Annotated in this window: 6 protein-coding genes and 1 rRNA gene; 6 read left to right on the forward strand and 1 reads right to left on the reverse strand. The window is 68.5% G+C overall.

The genetic code is table 11. From position 1 onward, the window contains the following. Positions 1 to 18 precede the first annotated feature (18 nt). The 4 genes from manA (at position 19) to DCW30_RS09450 (ending at position 5,243) form a co-directional block, all read left to right on the forward strand. Positions 19 to 1,170, forward strand: coding sequence for a mannose-6-phosphate isomerase, class I (gene manA / locus DCW30_RS09435; RefSeq protein WP_076685835.1), 1,152 nt, complete (start codon positions 19 to 21; stop codon positions 1,168 to 1,170). A gap of 111 nt (positions 1,171 to 1,281) precedes the next feature. Continuing rightward, positions 1,282 to 2,241 (forward strand): cation diffusion facilitator family transporter, encoded by a 960-nt coding sequence (locus DCW30_RS09440; RefSeq protein ID WP_076685836.1) that lies wholly within the window; start codon positions 1,282 to 1,284, stop codon positions 2,239 to 2,241. A 333-nt stretch (positions 2,242 to 2,574) separates the two neighbouring features. Beyond that, entirely contained in the window at positions 2,575 to 4,032 is a 1,458-nt protein-coding gene (ahcY, locus tag DCW30_RS09445) for an adenosylhomocysteinase (RefSeq protein ID WP_076685837.1), read from the forward strand. Positions 4,033 to 4,628: 596 nt separating this feature from the next. Next, positions 4,629 to 5,243 (forward strand): hypothetical protein, encoded by a 615-nt coding sequence (locus DCW30_RS09450; RefSeq protein WP_076685838.1) that lies wholly within the window; start codon positions 4,629 to 4,631, stop codon positions 5,241 to 5,243. A gap of 32 nt (positions 5,244 to 5,275) precedes the next feature. Here the strand turns inward: DCW30_RS09450 and DCW30_RS09455 are convergent, their stop codons facing one another. After that, positions 5,276 to 6,286 carry an RDD family protein gene (locus DCW30_RS09455; RefSeq protein ID WP_076685839.1) on the reverse strand — a complete coding sequence of 337 codons (1,011 nt, stop codon included), beginning with the start codon at positions 6,284 to 6,286 and terminating at the stop codon, positions 5,276 to 5,278. 88 nt (positions 6,287 to 6,374) lie between these two features. Between DCW30_RS09455 and DCW30_RS09460 the strand changes: the two genes are divergently transcribed. Then, positions 6,375 to 7,382 carry a stage II sporulation protein M gene (locus DCW30_RS09460; RefSeq protein ID WP_076685840.1) on the forward strand — a complete coding sequence of 336 codons (1,008 nt, stop codon included), beginning with the start codon at positions 6,375 to 6,377 and terminating at the stop codon, positions 7,380 to 7,382. Between the two features lie 600 nt (positions 7,383 to 7,982). Then, positions 7,983 to 9,510, forward strand: a 16S ribosomal RNA gene (locus DCW30_RS09470). Positions 9,511 to 9,660: the final 150 nt, after the last annotated feature.

The raw sequence follows: 9,660 nt of genomic DNA on the forward strand, positions 1-9,660 counted from the left end.
GTAAGGGAGGGCCCCTCCGTGGACCGCCTCACCAACACCATCCGCCCCTACGCCTGGGGTTCCACCACCGCCATCGCGGAGCTCACCGGCGCCGAGCCGAGCGGTGAACCGCAGGCCGAGATGTGGATGGGCGCCCACCCGGGCGCGCCCTCGCGCACCGGACGCGGCACGCTCGACGAGGTCATCGGCGCGGACCCGGAGCGCGAGCTCGGCCAGGCCGCGGCCGACAAGTTCGGCCCCCGCCTGCCCTTCCTGCTCAAGCTCCTCGCCGCGGGCGCCCCGCTCTCCCTCCAGGTCCACCCCGACCTCGCGCAGGCCAAGAAGGGCTACGAGGACGAGGAGCGCCGCGGCGTCCCGATCGACGCCCCGCACCGCAACTACAAGGACGCCAACCACAAGCCCGAACTGATCTGCGCCCTCACGCCGTTCGACGGCCTGTGCGGTTTCCGCGCCCCCGACGACACCGCGGACCTGTTCGAGGGCCTGGGCGTCGACTCCCTCAAGCCGTACGTCGACCTGCTGCGCGCCCACCCCGAGGACAGCGCCCTGCGCGAGGTCCTGACGGCCGTGCTGACCGCCGACCCCGAACAGATGGCCGAGACCGTCACCGAGGTCGCGGCCGCCGCCCGACGCCTCGGCGGCGCCTACGCCCCCTACGCCGGCATCGCCCACCACTACCCCGGCGACCCCGGCGTCATCGCCGCGATGCTCCTCAACCACGTACGGCTCCAACCGGGCGAGGCCCTGTTCCTGGGCGCCGGCGTCCCGCACGCCTACCTCGACGGACTCGGCGTCGAGATCATGGCCAACAGCGACAACGTCCTGCGCTGCGGCCTGACCCCCAAGCACGTCGACGTCCCCGAACTCCTGCGCATCGTCCGCTTCGAGCCCACCGACCCGGGAATCCTGCGCCCCGAGGCCTCGTCCGACGGCGAGGAGGTCTACGAAACCCCCATCGACGAGTTCCGCCTCTCCCGGTACGTCCTGCCCGAGGGCGCCGCCCCGCACGACCTCACCGCGGGCACCCCGCAGATCCTGCTCTGCACCGCGGGCACGGTCCGCGCGGGCGAACTGGCGCTGGGACCGGGCGAGTCCGCGTTCGTCCCCGCGGGCGAAAAGGCCGAAGTGTCCGGACCCGGCACGCTTTTCCGCGCCGCTGTGGTGGCCTGACGCGTCAGCACCCCCGCGTGCTGCAACAATGACCCACCGCAAAGGCCGGGCAAAGCACTGCCCGCCGACAACGGCCGAGAACGTACGGAAGCGAAGGGACCCCGGGCACTCATGAGCGCGTCAGGCGGAACAAAGGCGATTGTCGCGGCACTCGCCGCGAACCTCGCGATCGCGGTGGCGAAATTCGTCGCGTTCATCTTCAGCGGCTCCTCGTCGATGCTCGCCGAGAGCGTCCACTCCCTCGCCGACTCCGGCAACCAGGGACTGCTCCTCCTCGGCGGCAAGAAGGCACAGCGCGAGGCGACCCCGCAGCACCCGTTCGGCTACGGACGCGAGCGGTACATCTACGCCTTCCTCGTCTCCATCGTCCTCTTCTCGGTCGGCGGCATGTTCGCGATCTACGAGGGCTACGAGAAGATCAAGCACCCGCACGAGCTGGAGCACTGGTACTGGCCCGTCGGGGTCCTGGTGTTCGCGATCATCGCGGAGAGCTTCTCCTTCCGGACCGCCATCAAGGAGTCCAACGCGACGCGCGGCACGCTCACCTGGACGCAGTTCGTCCGCCGCGCCAAGGCCCCGGAGCTGCCCGTCGTCCTCCTGGAGGACCTCGGCGCGCTCGTCGGCCTGATCCTCGCCCTCGGCGGCGTCGGTCTCGCCCTGGCCACCGGCGACGGCGTCTGGGACGGCATCGGCACGCTCTGCATCGGTGTCCTGCTCATCGTGATCGCGATCGTCCTGGCCGCCGAGACGAAGTCGCTGCTGCTCGGCGAGTCCGCGGGCGCCGCGGAGGTCGAGAAGATCGAGAAGGCCCTGGTCGACGGCGACACCGTCACCCGCGTCATCCACATGCGCACGCTCCACCTCGGCCCCGAGGAACTCCTCGTCGCCGCGAAGATCGCCGTCCAGCACGACGACACCGCCGGCGAGGTCGCCGCCGCCATCAACGCGGCGGAGGAGCGCATCCGCGCCGCCGTCCCGATCGCCCGCGTGATCTACCTGGAGCCCGACATCTACAGCGAGAGCGCCGCCGCCGCGGGCCAGAACCCGGCGAAGGCCCCGGGCGGCCACTGACCCGGCTGACGCAGGACGCGAAGGGGAGGGGCCCCGCACCGCGCAGGGACGCCACGGGCGTCCGGGCCGGCGCGGGGCCCCTCCCGTGTCTCGTTCCGCCCGCCGACGGCCGCCCGCCCGAAGGCGGGCTGGGGCTCGCGGGGCCTCCCGGTGTAGCTTGGTGACCGAGCCAGACGTCGCTGCTGATGGCGGTCGGGCGGTCCTCGCACGGACCGGCCGAGGGAGAGAGGGCCTCCGACGGACTGCGCTGCGCGCGCCGGTGCACCCTTGTACCCGACGCCGCAGATCAGCCATGCCCACCCCTCGACCCATCCACGAGGAGCAGCTCACACCATGACCACTGCCACCAACGGCCAGGACTTCAAGGTCGCCGACCTCTCCCTCGCCGACTTCGGCCGCAAGGAGATCACGCTCGCCGAGCACGAGATGCCCGGCCTGATGTCGATCCGCAAGGAGTACGCCGAGGCGCAGCCCCTCGCCGGCGCCCGCGTCACCGGCTCCCTGCACATGACCGTGCAGACCGCCGTGCTCATCGAGACCCTGGTCGCCCTCGGCGCCGAGGTCCGCTGGGCCTCCTGCAACATCTTCTCCACCCAGGACCACGCCGCCGCCGCCATCGCGGTCGGCCCGAACGGCACCCCGGACAACCCCCAGGGCGTCCCGGTCTTCGCCTGGAAGGGCGAGACCCTCGAGGAGTACTGGTGGTGCACGGAGCAGGCGCTGACCTGGCCGAACACCCCCACCGGCGGCCCGAACATGATCCTGGACGACGGCGGCGACGCCACGCTCCTGGTCCACAAGGGCGTCGAGTACGAGAAGGACGGCAAGGTCCCGGCCGTCGAGACCGCCGAGAACGACGAGCACCGCGTCATCCTGCAGCTCCTCAACCGCACCATCAGCGAGGGCTCGCAGAAGTGGACCCAGCTCGCCTCGGAGATCCGCGGCGTGACCGAGGAGACCACGACCGGCGTCCACCGGCTCTACGAGATGCAGCGTGACGGCGTCCTCCTCTTCCCGGCGATCAACGTGAACGACGCCGTGACGAAGTCGAAGTTCGACAACAAGTACGGCTGCCGCCACTCCCTCATCGACGGCATCAACCGCGCCACCGACGTCCTGATCGGCGGCAAGACCGCCGTCGTCTGCGGCTACGGCGACGTGGGCAAGGGCTGCGCGGAGTCCCTGCGCGGCCAGGGCGCCCGCGTGATCATCACCGAGATCGACCCGATCTGCGCGCTCCAGGCGGCGATGGACGGCTACCAGGTCACGACGCTGGACGAGGTCGTCGACAAGGCCGACATCTTCGTCACCACGACGGGCAACAAGGACATCATCATGGCCTCGGACATGGCCAAGATGAAGCACCAGGCCATCGTCGGCAACATCGGCCACTTCGACAACGAGATCGACATGGCCGGCCTCGCCGCCATCCCGGGCATCGTCAAGGACGAGGTCAAGCCGCAGGTCCACACGTGGACCTTCCCCGACGGCAAGGTCCTGATCGTGCTGTCCGAGGGCCGCCTGCTCAACCTGGGCAACGCGACCGGTCACCCCTCCTTCGTGATGTCCAACTCGTTCGCGGACCAGACGCTGGCCCAGATCGAGCTCTTCACCAAGCAGGAGGAGTACCCGACCGACGTCTACGTCCTCCCCAAGCACCTGGACGAGAAGGTCGCCCGCCTCCACCTCGACTCGCTCGGCGTGAAGCTCACGACGCTCCGCCCCGAGCAGGCCTCGTACATCGGCGTCAAGGTCGAGGGCCCGTACAAGTCGGACCACTACCGCTACTGACGGGCGCCGCCGACGGCCCCGGGAGCCGTCGCCGGCCACGGCTGCCGACGGCCCACCCCGACCGCCGCGCCCAGCTCCGGCCGCCGCTGGTCGGCTGAGGCCGCCGACGGTCGGCCGCGGCTGGACGGCTGCGGCTGGTTCGGTCGTGGTGCCGCCGCGGCAGGTCCGGTTGTGGGCCCGGTGTCGTGCGTGGGCCCACGGCTGTCGCCGGTCCGGTGGTGAACTCGCCGCCGGGTCCGGTCTCACCGCACAGTCACCGGCCGTCGGTCGCCACCCCGCCGACCGGCTGCGGCGCGGCGCCGCAACCGCTTACCGACTGCGGCGCGGCACCGCTTACCGGTCGCGGCCACCGCACCGCTGACCGGCTGCGGCCCAGCGCCATTCACCGGCTGCGGCCACCGCATCGCTGACCAGCCGGCGGTCGGCCCGCGGTGGCCGGGCAGACGGGCAGTCCCCCTCAGCAGGCCCTCGCCACATGGCGGGGGCCTGCTCCATACCCTGGCCCGGACGATCAGGCCCGCGCGGATCCGCCCCGCGTGGACCCGCACGGATCAGACCCGCCCCACCTGACGCCACCTGACCGAGGACTCAAGCCCATGCCCCGCGGCCGATATTCGCTCCATGACGTGCACGATCACACCCCCCTCGGTGAAGAACACTTCCACTGCGCCCCCGGCCCCTCGGGCTGGCGCTACGTCGCCCAACGCACCACCCCCACGAACCCCCGGGCGGGCTCCGTCGACCTCGCGCTCGACGACCGAGGCCGCCCCATCCGTCTCGAACTCCACGCGGGCGACTGGCAGGTCCGCGCCGCCGCCCTCAACGGCGTCACCTGGGTCCGCACCGACCCCACCCACGCACACGCCACCGAGGACAACGCCCCCGCCCACGCCTTCACCGGCACATCCCCCGCCTTCCTCATCGCGACGGCCAGGCTGCTGCGCCTCGCCCCCGCTTCCCCCGCGACCCGCGTCCGCCTGGTCGCCTTCACGGACCCGGTCCTCGCCCCCCGCACCCTCGACCAGTCCTGGGCCCTGCTGAAGAGAGAAGCACACCCCACTGACAACGGCCCGCTGACCGTGGACGAATACCAGGTCACAGCCCTGGACACGGGCGAGCAGCACGCGATCCACATCGCCGGCGACGTGGTTGTCGCGGCCCCCGGCATCGAGCTCGAAGACCTCGAAACCCCGCCGTCCACCTTCGCCTGACGCCCACCCGCCGCGGCACCGGCCGACGCGGTCTAGGCGGGCGGCACGAACCCCGTGGCGGGAGCGGCCGGCGCCTCACCGCCGCCCGGCGGGCCCACCGGGCTCGCGGCAGCCGGCGAATGCGGCTGGGGCGCGCGACCAGGAGCGGGCCACGACGGCTGCCCACCACCGACGACACCGCCGCCGGCGACATCTCCACCGACGGCACCGCTGGCATCAGCAGCACCGGAAGCGCCGTCGGCACCAGTGGCACCGCTGGCACCCATGGCACCGGCAGCTCCGAAAGCCTCAGCCGCCCCGCCGAAGGCCCGCTGCGCGTCCCGCGTCTGCCGTTCGTGCACGACGGCCGCCAGATACGCGGCCGGCGGCACGTCCGGCGGCACCGAGGCCCCCGTACGCGCGGCAAGCTCGCCGGCCAACCGCCCCGCCACCGCCAGGCCCACCTGCGGGTCGAGCTGTCCCATGCGCGTCAGGTACTGCCGAATGGACAGCCACAGTTCCTCGGGGACAGCGGACAGATCAGCCCCGGCGAACCGACCGGCGAGCCAGGGCGGCGGCGGAGGAACGAAAGCCGCGCGCCCCGCGGGAACCCGCTCACGCACGACCAACGTGCCCGCGAAAACATCCCCGAGCCGCCGTCCGCGTGCGGAAACGAGCGACGCGATACAAGCGACCACTCCGAACGTCATGAGGATTTCGACGACCCCCATGGCCCCCCGCACCAGCGCGTGCCGGAACCGGATCGGTCCACCGTCGTCCCGCACCACCCGCAGCCCGCACGCCAGTTTCCCGAGCGACCGTCCATGGCTGAGCGTCTCCACGGCGATCGGAATGCCGACGAGGATGAGCAGGAAACTGGCGACCGCCACCGCGGCAGCCGCCGCGTCGTCCAGGGAAGCGGTGGAGGCCACGATCCCGATGGTCACGCCCAGATAGACCCCCCAGGCCACGGCCAGGTCGATCACCAGGGCCAACGCCCGGCTGGGCAGTTTCGCCGGACGCAGCTCCAGCGCCACCGCCTCACCTGTCACAAGCTCGCTCACGACCGCCGCCCTTCCCCGCCCTGCCGTAGGACTGACCAGTCTGCCAAGCTGAGCCATCACGCGCCGCAGTACGAGGAGCAGCCACCCGATGGACCTCGACGTCTTCGTGACCGCCCACCGAGCCGAGTGGGACCGCCTGGACACTCTGCTGCGCCACCGGCGCAAGCTCTCGGGGGCCGAGGTGGACGAACTCGTCGCCCTCTACCAGCGCACCGCCACCCACCTCTCCCTGATCCAGTCCACGGCACCTGATCCACAGCTCACCGGGCGTCTGACGAATCTGGTGGCACGCGCGCGTAGCGCGGTGACAGGCACCCGCCGTGCCTCGTGGCGGGACGTGACCCACTTCCTGACCCGGGGCTTTCCCGCGGCGGTCTACCGAGCCCGCCACTGGTGGGTCCCCACCGCCCTGCTCTCGACGGTCCTCGCGGCCGTCATCGGATGGTGGATCGGCACCCACCCCGAGGTGCAGTCGTCGATCGCGGCCCCCGACGAGCTGCGCGAGATGACGAGACCCGGCGGTGAGTACGAGACGTATTACTCCAGCCATCCCGCGGCCTCCTTCGCCGCACAGGTCTGGACGAACAACGCCCAGGCAGCGGCCATGTGCCTCGTCCTGGGCGCCTTCCTGTGCTTCCCGGTCCTGTGGATCCTCTTCCAGAACATGCTCAACCTCGGGGTGGGCGCCGGTCTGATGTCGTCGGCCGGCCGCCTCGACACGTTCCTCGGCCTGGTCCTGCCGCACGGCCTCCTGGAACTGACCGCGGTCTTCGTGGCCGCCGGCACGGGCCTCCGCCTGGGCTGGACATTCATCGACCCCGGTACGCGCAGCCGCCGCATCGCCCTCGCGGAGGAGGGCCGCGCAGCCTTGGGCATGGCCATCGGGCTGGCCCTCGTGCTGTTCGTGTCCGGCGCCATCGAAGGCTTCGTCACGCCCTCGGGCCTGCCGACCTGGGCCCGCATCACCATCGGGATCGCTGCCGAGCTGGCCTTCCTGGCGTACGTCTACGTCCTGGGCGGGCGCGCCACACGCACCGGTGAGACCGGCGACCTGGACATGACCGACCGCAGCGCGCAGGCCCCCAGCGCGGCCTGATGTGCGTCACGCCCCACAGAGCTGCTACTGTCCTCTTCGCCCCGGAAAAACCGTTGACACGGAGGACCTGGGGAGGTAGATTCGAACAGTTGCCTAGAGCTGGACAAGGTTCAGCGGCGGCAGCTAGGGTCTGTCTGCTTCTTGAATTTCATTGATCGAGAAGCCACCCCCGATCACTCGGAAATCTCAGCCGGTAAGACCGGCCGAAAACTTCTGATAAAGTCGGAGCCGCCGGAAAGGGAAACGCGAGAGCCGAAAGGCCGAGCGGGAACCGGAAAGGCACCGAGGAAATCGGACACGAAAGAGTCTGATAGAGTCGGAAACGCAAGAACAAAAGAAACACCGAAGGGAAGCGCCCGGAGGAAAGCCCGCAAGGGTGAGTACAAAGGAAGCGTCCGTTCCTTGAGAACTCAACAGCGTGCCAAAAGTCAACGCCAGATATGTTGATACCCCGACTCACTTCGGTGAGTTGAGGTTCCTTTGAAAAAGTCCTGTACGGCATGACCGTGCAGGCAGCACAGCGAGGACGCTGTGAACCGGGGGGATTATTCCTCTCCCTGGTTCCGCTCTCGTGGTGTTCATCCCGGTAACGGGAAAACATTCACGGAGAGTTTGATCCTGGCTCAGGACGAACGCTGGCGGCGTGCTTAACACATGCAAGTCGAACGATGAAGCCCTTCGGGGTGGATTAGTGGCGAACGGGTGAGTAACACGTGGGCAATCTGCCCTTCACTCTGGGACAAGCCCTGGAAACGGGGTCTAATACCGGATAACACTCTCTCTCGCATGGGAGAGGGTTGAAAGCTCCGGCGGTGAAGGATGAGCCCGCGGCCTATCAGCTAGTTGGTGAGGTAGAAGCTCACCAAGGCGACGACGGGTAGCCGGCCTGAGAGGGCGACCGGCCACACTGGGACTGAGACACGGCCCAGACTCCTACGGGAGGCAGCAGTGGGGAATATTGCACAATGGGCGAAAGCCTGATGCAGCGACGCCGCGTGAGGGATGACGGCCTTCGGGTTGTAAACCTCTTTCAGCAGGGAAGAAGCGAAAGTGACGGTACCTGCAGAAGAAGCGCCGGCTAACTACGTGCCAGCAGCCGCGGTAATACGTAGGGCGCAAGCGTTGTCCGGAATTATTGGGCGTAAAGAGCTCGTAGGCGGCTTGTCACGTCGGTTGTGAAAGCCCGGGGCTTAACCCCGGGTCTGCAGTCGATACGGGCAGGCTAGAGTTCGGTAGGGGAGATCGGAATTCCTGGTGTAGCGGTGAAATGCGCAGATATCAGGAGGAACACCGGTGGCGAAGGCGGATCTCTGGGCCGATACTGACGCTGAGGAGCGAAAGCGTGGGGAGCGAACAGGATTAGATACCCTGGTAGTCCACGCCGTAAACGGTGGGAACTAGGTGTGGGCGACATTCCACGTCGTCCGTGCCGCAGCTAACGCATTAAGTTCCCCGCCTGGGGAGTACGGCCGCAAGGCTAAAACTCAAAGGAATTGACGGGGGCCCGCACAAGCGGCGGAGCATGTGGCTTAATTCGACGCAACGCGAAGAACCTTACCAAGGCTTGACATACACCGGAAAGCATCAGAGATGGTGCCCCCCTTGTGGTCGGTGTACAGGTGGTGCATGGCTGTCGTCAGCTCGTGTCGTGAGATGTTGGGTTAAGTCCCGCAACGAGCGCAACCCTTGTCCCGTGTTGCCAGCAAGCCCCTTCGGGGGTGTTGGGGACTCACGGGAGACCGCCGGGGTCAACTCGGAGGAAGGTGGGGACGACGTCAAGTCATCATGCCCCTTATGTCTTGGGCTGCACACGTGCTACAATGGCCGGTACAATGAGCTGCGATACCGCGAGGTGGAGCGAATCTCAAAAAGCCGGTCTCAGTTCGGATTGGGGTCTGCAACTCGACCCCATGAAGTCGGAGTCGCTAGTAATCGCAGATCAGCATTGCTGCGGTGAATACGTTCCCGGGCCTTGTACACACCGCCCGTCACGTCACGAAAGTCGGTAACACCCGAAGCCGGTGGCCCAACCCCTTGTGGGAGGGAGCTGTCGAAGGTGGGACTGGCGATTGGGACGAAGTCGTAACAAGGTAGCCGTACCGGAAGGTGCGGCTGGATCACCTCCTTTCTAAGGAGCACTTCTAGGCTGCTTCGGCAGTCCAGGGGCCAGTTCATCAGCGAACGTCTGATGCTGGTTGCTCATGGGTGGAACGTTGACTACTCGGCCTGGTTTCCGGGTCGGAGGCTGCAAGTACTGCTCGTCAGAGCGTGGAAAGCA

The organism is Streptomyces alfalfae (genome assembly GCF_004127445.1).
Taxonomy (GTDB): domain Bacteria; phylum Actinomycetota; class Actinomycetes; order Streptomycetales; family Streptomycetaceae; genus Streptomyces; species Streptomyces alfalfae.